Source organism: Azospirillum brasilense, assembly GCF_022023855.1.
In the GTDB taxonomy this organism is placed as follows: Bacteria; Pseudomonadota; Alphaproteobacteria; order Azospirillales; family Azospirillaceae; genus Azospirillum; species Azospirillum brasilense_F.
This window is the reverse complement of sequence record NZ_CP059454.1, coordinates 93,756-112,912: the sequence shown is the minus strand read 5'-3', so window position 1 is coordinate 112,912 and position 19,157 is coordinate 93,756. Positions and strand designations below refer to the sequence as shown.

The 19,157-nt window shown below is 59.6% G+C and carries 9 protein-coding genes; 2 read left to right on the top strand and 7 right to left on the bottom strand.

Going from position 1 to position 19,157, the window contains the following annotated elements; all coding sequences use genetic code 11:
- Window positions 1–3 precede the first annotated feature (3 nt).
- Window positions 4–744: a hypothetical protein gene (locus tag H1Q64_RS33090; protein WP_237908203.1), complete on the top strand. Its 741-nt coding sequence runs from the start codon at window positions 4–6 to the stop codon at window positions 742–744.
- Window positions 745–791: 47 nt separating this feature from the next.
- Here H1Q64_RS33090 and H1Q64_RS33085 read toward each other — a convergent pair whose 3' ends face one another.
- From H1Q64_RS33085 to H1Q64_RS33060, 6 genes are all read right to left on the bottom strand, one after another.
- Window positions 792–3,005: a tetratricopeptide repeat-containing glycosyltransferase family protein gene (locus H1Q64_RS33085; RefSeq protein WP_237908202.1), complete on the bottom strand. Its 2,214-nt coding sequence runs from the start codon at window positions 3,003–3,005 to the stop codon at window positions 792–794.
- Window positions 3,006–3,250: 245 nt separating this feature from the next.
- On the bottom strand, window positions 3,251–4,414 hold the full coding sequence (locus tag H1Q64_RS33080) for a DegT/DnrJ/EryC1/StrS family aminotransferase (RefSeq protein ID WP_237908201.1): 1,164 nt from the start codon (window positions 4,412–4,414) through the stop codon (window positions 3,251–3,253).
- A 142-nt stretch (window positions 4,415–4,556) separates the two neighbouring features.
- On the bottom strand, window positions 4,557–5,150 hold the full coding sequence (locus tag H1Q64_RS33075; RefSeq protein ID WP_237908200.1) for an acyltransferase: 594 nt from the start codon (window positions 5,148–5,150) through the stop codon (window positions 4,557–4,559).
- A gap of 283 nt (window positions 5,151–5,433) precedes the next feature.
- Window positions 5,434–6,477 carry a tail fiber domain-containing protein gene (locus H1Q64_RS33070; RefSeq protein ID WP_237908199.1) on the bottom strand — a complete coding sequence of 348 codons (1,044 nt, stop codon included), beginning with the start codon at window positions 6,475–6,477 and terminating at the stop codon, window positions 5,434–5,436.
- Window positions 6,478–6,684: 207 nt separating this feature from the next.
- On the bottom strand, window positions 6,685–7,017 hold the full coding sequence (locus H1Q64_RS33065; RefSeq protein ID WP_237908198.1) for a hypothetical protein: 333 nt from the start codon (window positions 7,015–7,017) through the stop codon (window positions 6,685–6,687).
- Between the two features lie 251 nt (window positions 7,018–7,268).
- Window positions 7,269–11,375, bottom strand: a complete 4,107-nt coding sequence (locus H1Q64_RS33060; RefSeq protein WP_237908197.1) for a glycosyltransferase — start codon at window positions 11,373–11,375, stop codon at window positions 7,269–7,271.
- 907 nt (window positions 11,376–12,282) lie between these two features.
- Here H1Q64_RS33060 and H1Q64_RS33055 point away from each other — a divergent pair.
- Window positions 12,283–16,647, top strand: coding sequence for a glycosyltransferase family 2 protein (locus tag H1Q64_RS33055; protein WP_237908196.1), 4,365 nt, complete (start codon window positions 12,283–12,285; stop codon window positions 16,645–16,647).
- On the opposite strand, the gene H1Q64_RS33050 is transcribed toward H1Q64_RS33055, so the two are convergent.
- Window positions 16,608–19,121: a glycosyltransferase gene (locus H1Q64_RS33050; RefSeq protein WP_237908195.1), complete on the bottom strand. Its 2,514-nt coding sequence runs from the start codon at window positions 19,119–19,121 to the stop codon at window positions 16,608–16,610. The genes H1Q64_RS33055 and H1Q64_RS33050 overlap by 40 nt on opposite strands.
- Between the last annotated feature and the right edge of the window lie 36 nt (window positions 19,122–19,157).

Sequence of the window (19,157 nt, the reverse complement as noted above, 5' to 3'; positions counted from 1 at the left end):
ACGATGAATCTTGGCGTCGTCATCAATTTCTGCACAAATGAAAAGCGCTTCATCAATGCGTGCATCAACAGCGTTTCAAGAATTGCCAAACAAATCGTCGTTCCGGTAAGTGACCATTTTTTTGATGGAGAGCCTGAGGACCTTGATCTAGTAAAACGAATTGCCAACGAAAATCCTGATGCTGAATTCATTGTATATAATGCACAAAATCAATATCAACCACGCCCAGGCATTTATTCGCGCGCGCTAGGCGCTTCAAAATTACGCTCAGAAATCGATTGGGTTCTTTTTCTTGACTGCGATGAAATCGTGGACACAGATATATTTTCTTTGTACTTAGAGAAAGGCGAGTGGAAAAACTATGATACCATTGCTCTAAGCAATTATTGGTATTTCCGTGATCCGACAATTCGGGCAAAAACCTTGGAGACCTCAGCCGTCCTCATTCGACGGGAATTTGTGAAAATTGACCCTGCGGATCAATCTGGAGACCGCCAGCAGGTTCATCAATATGTAAAAGGACGGCAAGTGCGAAGTGTAACTCACGAAGATCAGATAATGATACATCACTTTTCGTGGGTCAGAAATAAAGATGAAATGTTAAAGAAAGTTATATCTTGGGGCCATAAAGGCGAACGCGACTGGGTATCCTCAGTAGAAGAAGAATTCTCTCGCCCATTCAACGGAACCTGCTTTGTGAACGATTACACTTTCGATATTGTTGAAAACAAGTTTAATCTGTAACAACGTCCCCGCCGACGAATTTTTCTCGGCGGGGGCTAAATTCTCAGTTAGTCTTGAAATATCGGAATTTTTTTTCTTTCTGAAAACAGCTTGCAAGCCAAGAGTGCATTGTTGAGAAGGTGCCGGGCGCCGCTTTCAATCGATATTTTTTCCGAGAACCAATCCCTGCAATAGGAGCCAACACGCTCGCGCAAAGCTTGGTCTTCGATAAATTTGGATAGAGCCTTTTCGTAATCTTCCAAATCCCGCCTCACCTCTTCCGGAGGCAAAGCCATTTCGATATCACATCCTTGCATGCAAACGATCGGCATTCCCTCAGAAATGGCCAGGGCGATGCTTGTACCGCCACCGGCGCGGAAAGGATTGAGGTAAATTGAGCAATGCTCGTACAGTGCCCTGAGGTCTTTCTCGAACGGAATACTATAGATTCGCTTCCGGACATTCTTGGAATAGGCTTTCGCACATTCATCGATCATGCCGACTGAATCAGAGTTCGGCCCGACGAGTGTCCAAGCCAGTTCCTCATACCGATCCAGGGCCCGCATGGCGATATGGCAGAAGTTATCGCTAACCTCGTGCGGCAGCCGGTTGCCAACCGTAACCATGACAATCGAATGGTCGGCAAACGGGAGTTCTGACCTCTGGTAGGACTTCAGCTTCTTGAAGGGAGTAAAGCCAATCCTTCCATTAACCCAACGCTCACGGTTTTCCAGATGAATATCCCCTTGATCAACAATACGTCCGTTCGAGAGGAACAAATCTGCATCATATCGAGGCCTTTGCAAAATATTAGTCTGGTGATATATAAAGGGATATTTTTTATATATGCCCCCAGAAAAGATAAACGAATCGTCGGCTACGCCGTGATAATTAATTATGCAATGCGGAGAAAACTCATCAATGCAGCTAAAAACATGATCAACATAATTGATCGTCTGACTTGGCTTGGCGCAGTAAACTATCTTCAGGCGATCGCAAATGTTACCATCTCCATTTTTCACACACTCCGAAACTATTTGATCATGATAGCACTTGAAATGATTGCTTCCGTCGAAATTCTGTGGAACGACCTCATCTGTTGAGAGGATCATGACTTCAGAACTCTTGTTAACACGAAGAATTGCTATTGCATGATCAATAATAAGACGCAGCACCGAATGCTCCGCAAAGCCCCGGAGCGTCGACTGAATCAATAGAATCTTAGAAGGGTCTACAGATTCGAAAACAAGATTTGGTTCAGAAAAGGCAGCGTGGTCCTCAATCTGTTTTGAAAGCACTTCTCGTACAGTAAGCATTACTGGATGAACCAAGCCCCAAACCTGCGGCTGGAACTCCCACTGACAAAGCTCAGCATGCACCGTTGCAAGAACATTGCAATCTGCTCCAGACGCAATCAGGGTCCGGCACACTCTGTCGAGAATACTCCAGTCTTTGCTTGCAGCCGACATACTTTGAAAAACGAGGAACGTGTCCAAGTCGAATGTGCGGAATAGTTGCCCAACGGCCAATTCAAGCGCGTGTTCAGTATGTTTAATCCAGGATAGAACACGAAGAACCATTTTCGCTCGTGTCTGCGCGTCTTCGTCAGTTGTGCGGACGATGGAAACAATGACCTTCCCCCACATGTCGGCATTGTCTTCAGTACGGTATCCGCTGTTTTCAACAGGAAGCTCTAGACGTGCCTTGACTATATTTTGGCCAACATGCTTGGGCAATTCCGTAAAGTCGAAATTAATGGAAACATCCATCAAGTCAGATTTGCTCAATCGAGCGGTCGCAAGAAGACTATAGCCGTCCGCTTCCAGATTTCTTCCACTACGTCGCAACATGGACAGAAGCTTGGTGAAAACGCTTTTTTCGAAATTTGAGAAATGAAGAGCCATTTGCAAATGATATACTGCAATATCATTTGCTCCAATGTGCTCATAGCAAAATGCCGCTTTAATATGCCATTGGTATACCTGGAAGTTAATGGTCAGAGCATGCTGCATATATTTCAATGCATGATCATAATTGTCAAATTGAATAAAAATATCCGCTATACTCTCAAGCCAACGACCATTTCCCATGCTAATACGGTGAATCTTATCGGCAAGCTTACTTGCCCCTTCAGTATCGTTTTCCTGCAAACGACGGGATATGATCGAAAAATATGAATTGCAGATTGTCTCGTCAAATTCATTAGATGAAAGTGCAATGTGGAGAGCTGCTATAGAATTCCCCTCCAGAAGAAAGCGATTCATTTCTTCAATAGCACTCATTTTAACCCCCTGTGATCCGGTACTTTAAACTCGATCATTTCGAATTCAGGAAAATCCAGAATCGATGCGCAGATACTCAAGAAAATCTACTGGATTTTCCCTGTATCATAGCCTTGATATGCCTTACGGACCTCACGCTGCGTTGAAAAAACGGGCATGAGTGGGTAAAGCAAAAGATTACAAAGATGGGCCACGTCCCGGTTTCCCAGAAGGCAGCCCATCCTCATAGCACGAACACCAAGCCGTCAATGAGCAGCGAGTGCCGGCTCCTTAGAATGGTACTCGGCAACGGAGCCGACCACATGATCGATATCCGCCTCCGTCAGTTCCGTAAAGAACGGAAGGCCGAGGGTATGGATGCCAAGACGACGGGTTTCAGGAAGCGGCTTCACGTTGTAGGAGGCGAAGGCAGGATGCTGGTGGCACCCGCTGCGCCACCACCGCCGGGTTTCGATTCCACGCTGGGCCAAGTGGTTGGAAAGCTGATAGCCGTCTCCCACGGTTTCAATGACCATGTAATTGGCCACATAATCCTGCCCGCCCCCAAACGGCGTGACTCCGGAGACGTCACGAAGTTTTTCCCAATAATAATTCCGGATCTGGGCCAACCGCGAGCGAGTCTCCTGCCACGCATCGAGCGACGCAAGCCCAACCGCGCAGTTGTATTCGCTCATCTTGGCGTTGGTTCCCAGCACCTGCGCAACCGAGGTGGTGGAAAAGCCGAAATTCGACATCTGGCGAATCCGCTCCACGACGTCAGGGTCGGTGCAGAGAATAATGGCGCCTTCCGCCGCCGCCAGCGATTTGGTCGCGTGCAGGCTGATGACGATGGGAATGGTTCCGACGCGGAAGCTGTCCCGCCCGATCGCATCGAAGCTGGCGGCGGCGTCGCACACCACCGGAATGCCCTTGCGCTCCGAAAAACGCTCCCACTTGTCGGTGTCCACCAAGCTTCCGAACGGCGACACCATCACGATGCCCGAGGCGCTGCGCACATCCTGCTCGTCAAGAAGATCCAGGTTGAGCGTCCAGGTCTCGGCATCGACGTCGGCGAAGACCGGAGACAGCCCGGCCGCCGCGATGGCGTGAGGAGTCGCGGCGAAGGTCCAGGATGGGCAAATGGCTTGACGGTCCGGCCTCTGCAACCCGATCGCCTGCAAGGCGAGCGTGATGCCGATGGTGGCGTTCGACACCAGGACGACCTGATCGGCACCCAGGCCGAAATGGGCGGCGATGCGGGCCTGGAATTCCTTGTACAGCGGGCCGAAATTCGCATACCAGCGCGCCTCGTCGATGCGCTCGAGATACGGAAGAAGCTTCGACGCGGTCGGCAGTTTGGGACGAAAAACAGGGATCATGGAGAGCTTCTCTTCTTGCGGCCCGCCGCTGGGCAGGATGCGGGATTGCATTCAAGATCGCAGGGGAAGGATTTGTTTGGGCGGATCAATTATAGGACCGGACACCCCCCGGTTACACTGCCGCCTGAAAATGACATTGTCGGATTTTCAACATGCCGGATCATCAACAGGATGCGGTGAACAAGTTTCGTCGCTATCGATGATCGTCCTGGGCTTTTTCCCATGCAAGGTACTCGGCTTCCCTTTGCAGAAGGCTGTCCGCACGGGTACTGATCTGCTTGGCGGGGTTGCCGGCCATGATGGCATATTCGTCCACATTCTTCCGGATCAGCGACAAGGCGCCGACGCTGGCGCCCAAGCCGATGGTGACGCCCGGCAGAATGACGCTTCCAGCGCCGATGATGACATGCCGTCCCAGAAAGACCGGCGCACTGCGCACGTTCAGGAAGGCTGCTGGCACCGTCGGGTTGGTCAGCGCGCCACCCGAATAATCATCGGTGGATGAGAAAATCGATACCCGCGCCGACAGGCCCGCGAAATCCTCAAGCTCGATCTTTGCCTGTCCAACCAATGAGCAATAGGCGGCGATGTGCACATTGCGGCCCACCCGGATTCCATCCGGCCCCGCGCTGAGAATGCAGAAAGGATCAATGCGGACATGATCCCCGAAAGACATTCTCTCTGCACCGAAAAGCCGAACACTTCGATCGATTCGCACATTGCGGCCAATCGAACGGAGCCCCATCTCCATAAGCTCATCGCGACTGAACAGGTGGGGACTCGTCATTCAGAGAATCCTGTTGATGCCTTGTTCCATCGCTTCCCATCCTGGCGCCACAGCCCAACGGCATTTGCCTTCAGCTGAGGCTTCAGAAAATCTTACTCTCAGCCCTTTGCGAGAAGCGTGTTCGGGAGAATACACCAACGGGAATACTCCTGTCCACGAGCGTTCATAGCGCTATCGGGATAAAGTCTGGCCGCTTGTTTTCAACAGCGCGATGCCCGGTTCGCCGCGGCGGTGATGGGGTGCGCCCGTCCCATCACCCGTCGCAGAGACGCAGCGGGCGTCGTCAGCCGCCGGCGGTTGAGTTCTCCAGCGTTTCAACCCGTCCTGCCAGTTCCTGGAGGGCCCGGATCAGCGGGGCGATGAACTCGCCGTAGCGCAGCCCGTGGCGGTCGGCATCCGGCTCATAGACGTAACCGGCCATGTCCATCCCCAACCGGTCCAGCACGGCTTTGACCTCCTGGGCGATCAGGCCATAGTGCGGACGCCGGTGTTGCTTGACGCAGGCCGGGCGCATGACCTCCTCGACCTCCAGCGTCTCGGTTTCCGGCACCGGGTGCAGGCGCTGCCTCCCTTCATCATCAAGAAGAGGACGGCCTTCGGAATCGAACAGTGGCTCATAACGGAGGACAGCCTCCTCGACCGTCTCTTCCACCGGAAACACCCGGTACTGGCCCTCGACCTTGCGGATCTCCTCGCCGACCCTGACGCGACGAACGGTCTTCACCCGCTCGACGGTCCGGCGGGCGACTTCGCCGGGATCGTCGATGTCGGCGAGACGGTACTGAACCGGCCGCAACGCCTTGATGAAGTCGATTCCCAGGGTGCAGTCCGCCACGTCGCTTTTGCTGCGCGCGTCGGAGGTCTGGATCGCCGCGTTGATTGCGTAAACGTCATCCCAACGCGCGGCCGGAGCGCCCAGGTGGTGAGTGCCATCGGCCATCGGAAGGATGTTTCCGGCGACCGTGACCTGGGCCGGCAGAAACTTGGCGATCGCCACGCCACTCACCCGGAGTTCCAGCGGCGTCCGCGCGGCGACTCCGAAATAGCCGGTGTCCAAGAAGGCCACGCCGCCAAGCGCCGGGCCGTCGACGCCGAGATAAGCCATGTTCGGGCTGCCGTCGCCATGGCCGCTGGACGCCACGGCCAGTTTGACGGAGGCGCCCGTTGCGGTCGCCGCGGCCGGCGACAGCAGCAACGTCTCCCCGGCCATGGCCACCGAGCGCGAGCCGAAGCAGGCCAATCCCGAGAAAGTCGGGTTCACCGCACGGGCCAACCCCGCCCGCAACTGGGCAACACTGGCTTGGCGGGTCTGGCCGGATTGAACCACGGGCATGATCTCCTCGCCGGAAAGCGCCGTTGCGCCGGGCAGTTGGGAGATCCTAACGGTCTGAGACATGGCGGCTCTACTCCTGGATCAGACAGAGACCCGATTCGGTCGTGAGAAGAAGGGCGCTTTCGCTCGTCATGAGCGTGCTGTCCGGGCGACACGGCGCCCGCATCATGGTCATCAGTCCCAGGGAAAAACGGGCCAGCATCATTCCATCTCCGAAAGGTACAGAGTGCAGTTGGCCGCCGCGGTGATCGCCGCGAAATGGGTGTGCCGGTCCGTCTTGCCGCCGCCCAACGACAGCGTGCACCAAATGCCATCGGGAAAGTAATGATCGCCCGCGGACGCCTGCACTGTGCCGTTCCCCGATCTCAGGAACACAGGGCCGGTGGCGAACAGAGCCACCACACGGGTGTCCGGATCGAAGGGACCGAGGCGGCCGCTCGTCGCGGTCACCGCCAGGGCATGACTGCCGCTGGGCTTCAGCCGCAACGCGGGAATCGGCACACCATCGGCATCACTGGGAATTTGAGTGGTCATCAGAAAACTGGCCCTTTCCGGTTGGCGTTGGAGGGGATGCGGCAAATCCTGACCGCCCGGTGAAAGGAATTTATTCAGCAAAATATCCTAGGATGTGAATCCTATTTGTTTGCTGCCACACCGGACATGGAGACATCCGCACCCGGACGCCATCACCCGCACCGGAAAAACCGGAAATGAAAAACGGCATGACGGTGCCGTTGCGCACCGTCATGCCGTTTTCGTGTCTGCCCGCTTGGAACGGGAACCGATTACCGCGCCAGGGCGACCGCCTCCACGATCTTCAGCATCGTGGCTTGGAAGTTCGCCTCGCTGTACCGCTGGCTCTGCTTCATGGCCTGCACCATCCGGGAACGGCGTTCTTCGGCGGGACGCGCGAGCTGTTCCTTCAGCTTGCCATAAGCGTCTTCCATCGTTTCGAAGGTGGCGCCGACACCTGTCTCGGACACGATTTCCGCCGGCCCACCCCATTTGTAAACCAGCGGGAAGGCGCCGTAGCCCATGGCTTCAACCACCGTGATGCCGAAATGCTCGACCTGTTCCGGCTTGAAACCCGGGTAGCATCCCATTCCGCAGGGATGCACGTAGAGCAGCGCGTTGGTGAGCGCGGTTTCGATTTCCGACCGCGCCGCGTTCATGCGCAACTGCGCCTTGATCCGTGTCGCCTGCTCGACAAGGCCGGCGAAGAAGGCTTGGTCATCGGAGCTGCTGTTCAAGCCGCCATACAGTTCGAAATTTACAGGCAGCTTCTCGTTCTGGGCACGTTCGGCAAGGTGCAGGACAATGTCCTGGCGCTTGTTGTGACCACCGGCCATGAAGCGGCCGATGTTGACGGCCAAAGCCTTCTCCGCGTCCCAAGGCTTCTCGGAGAGGATTCGGGCCTGCTGCTCCTCGCTGGGAACGGGAACCGGCGGGCTGAGCACGTAAACGGGCCGGGGCGCGACGTTGTAGACCTTCAGGAGCTTTTCGACCGCCCCCGCCGTGTAGCGCGAGTTCACCACAACAGCGTCATAGCCGTGAATGCGCTTGATCGAGAACGGACCGGTGTGGTGGAGCGGGAACGGATACTGGCAATGGAAGATGTTGCGCCTGCCAAATCCGGGAGTCGGAGGTTCGATCTCGTTGCCCATCGAGACGTACAGCTCCGGCCGCGGCCAGTTGGCGGTGTCTTCCAGCGTGGCGGTGTGGAAGCGGCCCGGCCGGATGGCCAGATCGTCCATGGTCATGGCCAGACGAGCCCGGCTGACGTTGTTGGGCGTCAGGAACCAGACCTCGAAGATGTTGGACAGCACCTGCGTCAGGCTGAGGATGTAACGCTCGCCGCCACCGACGCGGATTTCATAGGGGGAATAGACCCACGCCACTGGTTTCCCCGAATAGCCGGGCCGGACATCCAGCGGCGTAAGGACTTCGTAGCGACTGGCGGCGGCATAACGAGTCGTCGCTTCCGCGGGCAGCGCCAAGCCCCCTTCCTCGAACACGCCGAACCAGCGCTTGCGGAACTTGGTCTTCTGGCGGTCGATCACCTCGAGCATGGAGCGGCCGAGGAACTCGGATGTCGACGCGTTCTCGAAGTGGAAGGCGAACGCCCCGCGATGGACCGCAACCCGGTACCCCTGGGCACGGACGCGGACGCAAAAATCGGTGTCCTCGAAGTAGAAGGGCTCGAACAGCATGTCGAAGCCCAGCACCTTGCGGGCGACCTCCTTGCGCAGCAGGCAGCAGGCCGCCGAAGCGTAATCGCAGACGCGGACCTGGTCGCGCTTCGAGAAGATCCGGTGAAAGTCTTCGAAGGAGACAAACTTGGATTCCTGGATGACCTGACCGCAGCCCGAGATGATGCCGCCGGATTCCTGCACCCGGCGGTCGGGAAGTAGCAAGACCGGGGCCAGAAGACCGATGTCCTTGTCCTGTTCCATAGCGCCGACAAGACGCTCCAGGGTCTCTCGACGGACCACCGCGTCGTTGTTTAGAAACAGGATGTAGTTTCCGGTGGCGACGTCGAGCGCAACGTTGTTGCCTTCGCCAAAGAACAGATTTTTCCGGTTCGAGATCACGCGGACGCCGGGCAGGCGTGCCAGATACCGATACAGCAGCTCAACGAAGAACGGCGAGCTGCCGTTGTCAACCACAAGCACCTCCGAATTGCTGCCGGCAACGGCGACCCAGGCGGAATAGGCGCTCAGCAGCGTGTAGATCGGCTTGTTGTAGTTGAGGATGATGATGCTGAGGAGTGTCTCGCCTTCCGCCATGGCCGGCTGCACCGCAGCAGAGATGCTCGGGACATCCGGTCCGGCCTTATGATCCGGAAGTTCGCCGAGACGGATGGCTCCCACCAGAGTGTGCAGGTCGTTCATGGTCGTCAGTGGCTTTTTCAGCACAGCGACTTCGTCGGCCTGCATCAGGAAGCCGATCATCGCCTCCTGCAAATGCGGGTGGGTCGAAATCCAATCCTTCTTCAGGGCATCGATGATGAGCCGGGCGTCACCGGTGTAAACATACCCTCCCATGCACATCAAATGCCGCAGATGCATCAGGTCGATGAAAGGAGACGGCGAAAACCGGCTCTGGTCATTCGACTGAACAAACATCGTCAAGGGGTCAGTTTGACTATAGATTTTGTCGACCGATCGCTGATCGACAAGGTAATATTTGGCGTCGAAAAGCGGATGAGGATCAATGCCGAGCTTCCACCCCTCCATCATGTAATGATAGACGGGCGCCTGATCCAAAGAAATTCCATTCAACTCACAGGATTTTTTGTAAAAATCGACATCGAAAAGCGAAATCGGAGAGATTTCTCCCTTGTGAAGGGAAACAAGAATATCGGCATTCTTGATAGAATTGTATCGGGCTTCCGCGCGCAACGCGACGATGTCAATCAGCGGATACCAGTCCTCCGCTGTCCGCCGTTCCAAGAAGTCGAGATAAGCCAAGTCGGCACGGGGGACCGGTTGCTGATCAAGCGACTTTGGAACGAAAAGAAGGTGGGGTTGAAGCTGCCGCTTCCGGCCATAGAGGATGTAATGCAGAAGCGGCGGAAAGCAGGAAGCCGCCGCATCGGAGTTCAGATAGACGTAATGGCGATCATCGAACAGCGGTCCATGCAGGACACACCGCCCCTTGATGTAATCGATGATCGCGTTGCTCCCCCCGACTTCACCGTCGGCGGCATCCGACGCCTTCCAGACCAGGGAACCGGCGCTGAAAAGACGGCGGAAGATGGCCCAATCCTCATGGAACAGAGCCTCGTTGCGCATAAAGACGTCCAGGAATTCATCCAGGAACGTGGTGTCGCCTCCCGTCGCCAAGGATGACGCCATCAGCATCGAGAAAAGCTCGATGTTCGTCATGCGGATGGAGCATTCCACGATCTGCTCGACACGGATGCCTTCCTCCACCGTCAGAACGGCGACGGCAGCGGGCGACTGGGGGTCCTGCATCACGCGGGCGAAGAGGATGCGGGCAATCTCCGGGGTCAGGCTGACGCTCGACCATTGCGCGGCGAAGCCGGGAGCGCAGGAATGGCCAACAGCGTTCTCGACATCGCCCCTGGGCATGTTGGCCAGGAACTGTCGAAGTTCGATTCCCAGGAAGACCAGTTTCAGGGCAACCTGCTTCGTCAGAGCAAACGGGTCGAAACACCAGCCGACGACCCCTTCCTCGTCAACCCGCTCCAGAGCACCCCGCAGCACGCTTCCGTTGGGGGACGCGATACCCAGAACGATGTCATCGAGCAACGCCGAGCATTGCGGGTTCGGATCGTTCCCTGCGCCTCTCTCGACCGCAGCGTCCCCATCCTTGACAACAAGATGATGGAGGATCTTGAGGACCGCTCCGTTCGTCAGACCATAACTGCCCTGACCAATCCGCGGCAGCAGGACGCCATCTTCGGCGATCATGATGTCCAGCACCGCGGGCGCCTCCAGATTCACCTCGGCAAAGGGCCGGACGATCTCCAGTTCCTGGACCGTGATGCGGCAGTTTTGCAGAGGAAAATTGAACCCTGGCATACAGGGTTGCCCAACAACAGCCTGGACATCCGGTCGAGATTGCAGAGCAGCCGTTTCGCCGATCACAATACCATGGAACAACACTTTAAGGTAAATTTGATTAGAAAGCCCATGCGTATCTATGCACCAACCACCAATGCAGCTTTGATCGATGCGCTCAACACAGCCACGGAACTGCGGACCCTGTGAAAAATTCTGCAAATCAAATGAACAGTATTCATGACTTTCGACGATGCTCAAAGGAAAACCTGCACTCTTTTTCACTTCACCCGCTTGCCTATTGCTGGGGCGGTTCGTCCAATTGATCGCCTCTACCGAATCAAGGCCAAAAGTCGATTCAGCCATCACACACAACTCCGAATTAGTGCATTACTTGGACTTGACACGCCGCGACTGATAGCCCGCCCGGCACTGTAGAGAGATGGGAGCACGGAAGCGCACATGTACTCCGCCCTATCGACGCTTGGCAAGCGCACATCGATATACAAGAACTTCCAGTTAACAGGTTACTAACAAACCTCTGCCAAGATTGGGGAAGGCTTAAAAAAAACACGCGTTTTTCCAGCCGGCGCAATGCAGGAAGGCAATGTCAGGTACAGGCAATGGTTCATTTCGGGACAACGAAACCATGCCGCCTGGAGAGAGCCAAAACCATGCTGGACCATTTCAGAAATGTAACGCGGGACATCCTTCACCGTGCCTCCTCCAGAACAGGGATCAATGTTTTGGATGATGAATTTTTCTTACAGGACCTCTCTCGCAAGTGAACGCTGGATGAGGGCACGCCATTCCACATGTTTGTGCCACCACGCCGCGCTTGGCATCCGCCCTTCGGAGGGCACCATGAGAAATGACAGCAGCCTATTTGCGATGGACGGAGAGGAAGAGGGATGTTAATGAATAAAGGCAATATTTTTACTATCGATCTTTACCTTAAAGCACATCCTATGGGGATCGAGAATTTCCGTGAAATTGACTTCCTACCAACAAAAACCAAAAGAGAAACGAAGTGAAAAAGACAGGCATAGCATCAGGGTCTCTTGACTCTGTGATATTTGATGAATATTTTGGCTACATTGCGCAGGGATGGTCTATAAATGATGGCGATTTGGAGAAAAAAGTCAAAATCACGGTTGTTTCCGAAGGACAGCCTATAGCACTCTCATCCGCACGCTATTTTCGCCGCGACCTCCTGGAAGGCGGGATGGGCGCCGGGTTCCATGCCTTTTCCATCCTCATCCCCACGGAACGCGTGTCCAGTCAGAACGCGCCGGTCATTCACGTTCTCGGCGATACTACGCTGATCGGCAGCGTCTCCCTCGGGGGACACCGCCTTGATGGACATGGCCGCACTCCACCCCGTCTGGCCGAAACAGGACTTTCTCCGGAGCATTGGCCGGTCGACGTGATCGGGCATGTAGCCCTGCTCGCCAACGGGAAGGTCTTCGACGCGCTCTGGTACGAGCGGGCCTATCCGGACGTGACCAGTTGGTGCAACGAGAAGGCCGCGTCGCCTTACCTGCACTATCTGTCCGTCGGTCTTGCGCAGGGACGCTTCCCCCACGTTCCCATGAACGAGTCCTGGTACATCGAACGGTATGGCAGCGCCATCCGGAACATGGCTGGCGTCCAGGCCAGGACCGTCGCCGATCATTATCACATCGCCGGAAGCCTCTTCGGCTTCGACGCCGTTCCGGGTTTCGACGAACAGACCTATCTGGACCGCAACGACGATATCCACCCCCTGGTGCAGGAGCGCCATTTTGTAAGCGGATACCAGCATTATCTGCTCCATGGGGCCGCCGAAGGCCGCGGCACGGGATCATGGAGCGCGCTGCCCACGCTTCCTCCCCAACAACTCCTGGGGACACCGGAATTCGCAAACCTTGTCCAGGGCGCCGACGCCCATGGCAAAAGCACCGCGACCGGCCGGAACTGGGCGGCTGAGAAAGCCGCGGGCGCCGCCGTGGAGCCGACCTTCGGCAGCTTTGCCGAAAGCCTCTACCAAGCGCATCGCCCCGATGTGGCCGGCGCGGTTTCCAGGGACGAGCTCCCATCCGGGGCCGAGCATTGGCGCCATTACGGGCTGCGCGAGGATCTGGCCGGAACCACGCCGCGCCTGCCTGGTTATTGCGAACACCGCTATCTCGTGAACAACCCGGACGTGTCGGAGGCGATCGCCGGCGGCGACACCCCCTCGGGCTATCATCATTTTCTCAGCTATGGGCTCGCGGAGAACCGCAAGGGCGGACCCGACACGGGAGAACCCGCGCCGAGGACCTTCTCTCCCGCCGGCATCCTGAGACGGATCGCGGAACGGGACGGCTGGCCGACGATCTCCATCCTGATGCCGGTCTACCAGACGCCGGAGCGGTGGCTGCGCGCTGCCGTCGGGTCCGTCCTGGAACAGCTCTATCCCTTCTGGGAGCTGTGCATCGTCGACGACGCCTCCCCCAGCCCGCACATCCAGGAGCTGTTGCGGGAGTTCGCGGCGCGGGATCCCCGCATCCGCGTGGCTCACCGGCCGTCCAACGGCGGCATCGCCGCCGCGTCGAACGCCGCGCTCGCCATGGCCGGCGGCGAATGGCTGGCCCTGCTCGACCATGACGACCTGCTGACGGCGGACGCGCTTTATGAAATCGCCGCCGCCATCGTCGCCCACGACCCCGACGCCGTCTATTCCGACGAGGACAAGATGAGCGTCGACGGTCGTTTCTACGATGCGACCCACAAGCCGGGCTGGTCGCCCGAGCTGCTGCGCAGCACCATGTACATCGGGCACCTGACCTGCTACCGCGCGTCCATCGTCCACGAGGCCGGAGGATTCCGCAGCGCGTACGACGGGACCCAGGATTACGATCTGGCGCTCCGCGTCGCCGGGATCACCGACCGCTTCGTGCATGTTCCGAAGATCCTGTACCACTGGGTGGCCATTCCGGGATCGAGCGCCGAGGTCCTGTCGGCCAAGAGCTACGCGGTCGAACGGCAGAAGACGGCCATCGAGGAGGCCCTGGCCCAGCAGGCGGCCACCCCCTTCGAGGTGCATCCGCACTGGTCGGCGGGCAACTGGCGCGTCGTCTACGCGCCGCCCTCGCCCGCCCCGCTCGTCAGCATCGTCATCCCCACCGCGGGCCGCAAGGGCACCGTCTCAGGGGCGTCGGTCGACATCCTGCGAAACTGCATCCTCAGCCTTTTCGGCAGCGAATGCTATGAGCGCTTCGAGATCGTCGTCGTGCACAACGGCGAGTTGGACGCCACAGCGCTGGGCTTTCTACGCGCCTTTCCGAACCTGCGCGAAATCAACGCCAACCGCCCGTCCTTCAACTTCTCGGAGCGGGTGAACCTGGGGGTGGAGCAGGCGCGCGGCGACTATGTGCTTCTGCTCAACGACGACATCCAGGCCATCTCGAAGCACTTCCTGCGCGACATGGTGGGGCTGGCCACCCAGCCGGGCGTCGGTGTCGTCGGCCCGCGCCTGCTGTTCGCCAACGGCACGATCCAGCATGTCGGCGTCCTGCTTCCCAACGGCGTGCCGACCCACGCCGTCATCGGCGAGCATCGTCTGACCTCCGGGCCGCAGGGAATCGCGCAACTGACGCACAACGCGGCCGCCACGACCGCCGCCTGCCTTCTGGTGTCGCGCGCGCTCTACCAGGAGGTCGGGGGCTTCGACACCGGCCTCAGCCTGAACTACAACGATGTCGATTTCTGCAACAAGGTGCGCGTGAAGGGGCTGCGGATCGTCATCGACCCCGCCATCGAACTCTACCATTTCGAATCCCTGTCGAAGGAAGGCACCTTCAACTGGGAACTCCAGGAATTCGTGAAGCGCTGGGGGATCGAAGCCGACCCGTACCTCAACCCCAACTTCTCCACGACCAATCCCTTCTACGAGATCGAACGCGCCCCCGCTGCCCGCCCCGTCCGGGACGTGGAGGCCCAGATCCTGGCCCGCATCGCGGCGGCGCGGACCCGGCCGCGGGTGGCCGAGACGATCCGTTTCTCCTTCTTCATGAGCATCTACAAACAGCCGCTCCGGTTCCTGCGCGAGATCGAGAAGACGATCCTCAACCAGTTCTACCGGAACTTCGAATGGGTGATCGTGAGCGACGGCGACCACCGTCCCGAACTGCTCGACTGGCTGCGCGGCGTGGCCGTCCATGACAACGTGACGGTGATCGTCAGCCCGGAGAACAAGGGCATCATGGCCGGCTATGGGCTGGCTTTCCAGGCCACCCGCGGCGACTATGTCCTGCCGGTCGATGCCGACGATTTCCTGACGCTCGACGCGCTCCAGGTGATGGCGGAGCACATACATGCCCACGGCTTGCCGGCGGTCCTCTATTCCGACGAGTTCAAGAGCGATCCGCAGTCGCGGCTTTTCTCCCCCTTCCACAAGCCGGACTTCGACCGGATTCTGCACACCAACATCTGCTTCACCTGCCATCTCTGTGCCCTGCGCCGCGACGTGGCCGTGCAGATCGGCGCCTACACGGACCCAAAGGCGACCTGGAGCCACGACTGGGACACCTTCACCCGCGTCGAACGGGCCGGATACGGCATCGTGCATGTGCCGCATCTCCTGTACGCTTGGCGGATCAATCCCGGCTCCACCGCGTCCGCCGAAACCAGCCTGAAACCGGACGCGCTGCACAGCCAGCGGCATGTGCTGGAACGGCATCTGGCCCTGACCGGCCAGGACCGGACGCTGACCGTCGCCATCAACAGCCTGTTCCCAAAGCCGGGGGTTTGGCGGCTGGCGCCCAGGGACGGGGCCGGGTGCGGCGTGGCGCTGGTGATCGCGGTCGACATGATCGCGGCCGACAGGGACGACGACGACGCGGTGGACATGATCACCGCGGTTTTGGCGCAACGGAACTGCCCGATCGCGTCAGTCCGGATACAGGTGTCCTCGCCGGCAGACGCGGCGGGCCTGGCGGCGGGCCTGGAGAGAGCCGGGGTGCAGCGGTGGCCGACGCGCATCTCCCTGCACAGGGACTCCTGCGCCATCCTGCTCGCCGAAGCCTGCGCGGATGGCGACGCCGTGGCTTTTCTGCGGACAGACTGCCGTCCCGGAACCCCGGATGCCTTGCTCGAACTCGCGGGGTTGTTGAACGGGGTTGGCGAGGCGGTCGCCATCGGGGGCCGGATTCTCGATCCCGACGAGCGGGTCGCCTGGGCCGGTGGTTTCTTCGGCCTGGGAGGGTTCCTGGCCACCGCCGACTACGGTCGCCCGGCCGGCGACGCCGGCTATCACGGCATGCTGTTCTGCCAGCGGTTCGTGGACGGCGTGTCGCCAAGCCACTGGCTGGCCCGCGCCGGCTTCCTGCGCGATCTTCTGCGCCGGCTCCCGCCCGACACGCCGGCTGCTCAGATCGCGAGCGCCATCGCGCTGCACGCCCATGCGGAAGACAAGAGGACGCTCTACACGCCCTTCAGCGTTTGGCATCTGACGGAGCGCACCCATGTCCAGCCGCCCCTTCCCAGCAAAGCCGTGCTGGCCGGCCTGCCGGCCCCGGTGCCGCGGCGGAGCCGGTGGTACAGCCCCCGTCTGCATCCGGCGGCGGCGCTTGGCTATCAGCCCCGTGGGTATGACGGCGACGATGAGGGAGGCTGATCCACAGACGCCCTCACCACGCCAGCGGTTACCGTCAGCAGGGCCGACAGCGCCGCCTCCGGCGTCGGCGACGAGACGATGAAGCCGTTGGACCAGTGGCGCAGCCGCTCCGCCGGGGCACCGATGTCGAAGACGCCGACCGGCAGGCCCAGCCCGGCCACCTCGTCCAGGACATAGCAGTAGGTTTCCGGCCAGACCGACGGCAGGAAGACTGCGTGGCAGCCACGCATGGCGAGACGCCGCGCCAGATCGTCCGGCTCGTAACAGCCGTTGTCGTGGAAGCGCGGGGAGTCGATGGGCCGGTCGATGTTCCCGAACAGCTCGAACCGCAAGGGGAGTTGGTGGGTGTCCGCCAGCCGCACCATCGCGTCCAGGATCTTGGAGCCCTTGGCCACGTTGATCCCCCCGATGACCGCCACGCGGGCCAGCGGTGTCGCCGCCGGTGTCGGCAGCGGCGAGACGATGACATGATCGGCCAGATGCGGGATGATCCGGACACGCTCGTCGCGCAGTGTGAAGGCCCGCCGCACCACGGCGAGCGCGCTTCTGGAAAAGAAAACGTGGCGGTCGGCAAGGTCGAAGAAATCCTGCCAGGTCCGGCGGTACGCCTTGATGTCGAAGCTCCCAGCGGCCGGGCCGTTGTCCCCCTCCCGCCGGCGGAAATGCCGGTTGGCCGGGGCGCATTCCCGGCAGCGTTCCGGCGACGGCACCCCGCAGAAGCGGTCTTCGGCGTCGATCAGGTTCAGGGATGGGCAGACCGGCAAGTAATCATGATGCAAAACGCGCAACGGCACCCGCTGCCCGCTCCGAAGCGTCCGGATGAACCCCATCAACGCAACGGCATTCGGATGATCGACCAGTGAACTGACCACAATCTCGGACAGCGGCAGGGCGGAGACCAGAGTGCCGAGATCGGCGAGGCCGTTCGCCGGAAAACGGAAGGTGGCTTCCTTGTGCAGCAACTCGATGTCCACCGCTTCGTCCGGCATCCCCAGCACCGGCTGCCGGGTGGGGCGGACGAGCAGAACCGCCTGCCCCTGCGCATGAAGTCGCGCGATCTCCTTAGCCCGGAAGGTGGCGGCCCCGCCGTGCCCGGCGTGGTCGAACAGCAGCACCGTCCGCGGCCGGGCGTCTTCCTGCAAAATCCGGACGGCCGCCGCCGCGCGTACGGGGCGCAGCGGGTCGGCGCGGATGAAGTCCTGGACCTCCGCGTCGAATTCGGGATACCGCTGCCGGATGATGTCGCCGGACGCCTGAATCTGGGCCTTCTTCTCGTCGCTGGAAAAGCTGCCGCCGTGCCGGTGGTGGACATAGAGATTGGGCACCGCGACGTTGACGAAACCGCGCCGCAAGGCCCGCCGGCACCAGTCCACCTCCTCGCCATAGCCGCGTCCGAAGGCGTCCAGATCGAAGAAGCCGATCTCCCGCAGCGCCCGCCGGTTCAGCGCCATGCAGAAGCCGACACCGGTCGGCACCTCCACCGGAGGCAGGTCCGACAAGGCTGCGAACGCCGCGTCGATGCGCTCCACCGTGGCGCCGAGAAAAGGCTCGTTGTCCTCGGGCATCGCGGGGAAGCCGCAGATGGTCCCGGCGTTGGTGAAGGGGGTGGTGCTGGCAATGGACGGTATCCTCTCGACCGGCCCGACCAACCGCTCCAGCCAGCCGGGCGGCACCTCCACGTCGGTGTTGAGAAGAACGACATGGCCATCGGGATTCAAGCGCGTCGCAACCTCCAATCCGGTGATGACGGCCTTCAGATACCCCTCGTTTGACGGCTTGGACACGACCGTCACGTTGTCCAGCGACGTGGCGAGAGCAATCAGGAAGGCGGTTATGCTGCGGTCGGGATTGCCGTCGTCGATGAAGACGATCCTGTGCCTGAGCTCCACCGTCTCGATCAGCGCATGCACCAGCGGGGTCAGGAACCGCTTGCCGCCATAAACCGGCACGATGATGGACACGGGTGCGGCGAGCGGAGGAACGGGCGGGGCCTTTTCCCCCGAAGCCGGACCGAGCAGGCCGAGCGCCTCGCGCGCCCCTCTCAGGGACGACGGCATGGCTGTGGCGTAGCGCAACCCCCGCTCGGTCAGGAAACGGTAGTCCACCGCCGCCGGACCGCGCTCGCAGGCGACCTGCCAACTGCGCAACGACAGTCCTTCGCGCAGCATCAGCGGGACGAGGCACTCCTCGTCCCCGGCGGTCAGTCGCAAAACGACGGCGGACGTGTCGAGCGGCAAAGCCGCGATCACCACGAATCCGGAATGGTCCGCCAGGGGATCGCTGAGGGCAAGGCCGACGTCGTGGCGGTCGATCCCCGCCTGGACGTGGACGGCGGGAGGCCGTTTCCCACGGTCGATCACCACGTCGAAACCGCAGGCGCCATGCCGGCTGTGAAAGGCCCAGCCTTCGATCCGCAACTCGGTCCCGACCTCGATCCGCTCGATGAAGTAGCCGAACGCTCCACCCGTGGTCATTGTCTCATGCCTCTCTTGCCGCACCCGGCCAGGCGG